Source organism: Sagittula sp. SSi028, assembly GCF_048553715.1.
Taxonomy (GTDB): Bacteria; Pseudomonadota; Alphaproteobacteria; order Rhodobacterales; family Rhodobacteraceae; genus Sagittula.
Genome location: NZ_JBLZNC010000057.1, coordinates 1 through 428, shown reverse-complemented (window position 1 = coordinate 428; position 428 = coordinate 1). Strand labels below are relative to the sequence as shown.

1 protein-coding gene is annotated in these 428 nt (G+C 62.4%); it reads left to right on the top strand.

The window, feature by feature from the left end; translation table 11 throughout:
• Window positions 1–61 precede the first annotated feature (61 nt).
• A complete protein-coding gene (locus tag ACN5AZ_RS18745) occupies window positions 62–418 on the top strand; it encodes a hypothetical protein (RefSeq protein ID WP_419430402.1) in 357 nt (118 codons plus the stop codon).
• Window positions 419–428: the final 10 nt, after the last annotated feature.

Here is a 428-nt window from a genome sequence, read left to right as displayed (position 1 = left end):
AGCAAGAGACCTCGCACCACCGGTGTAAAACCCCTCGGCCCGCACAGCATTGGAACTCAACATGGCACGACCTCGCAAGCCGCCACACACACGTCGCACACGTTGGGACGCCCTCTACGCATCCGCTGATGAGCGCGCCGAGATCACCGCAGCGGCCCAAAAGGCAGATCGCTCCGTCAGCCGCTATCTCATCACGCTCCATGAAACGCGTACCGCCCGCCCCGCATCGCGCGACACCTCCGAGCTGACATTCGCCTATTTGCGTGCCCGCCAGCAATTGGCGGTCCTCGACGAAGAAATCCGTAAAACCCACCCGCAGGCGACGGATATTCTCAACCGCCTCACCTCAATAGAGCGCCACTTCCTGCGTGAGGCAGCCCCCTGGGCCCTCGCCAACGATCAAGACCCGCCATGCTGATCACATTCGG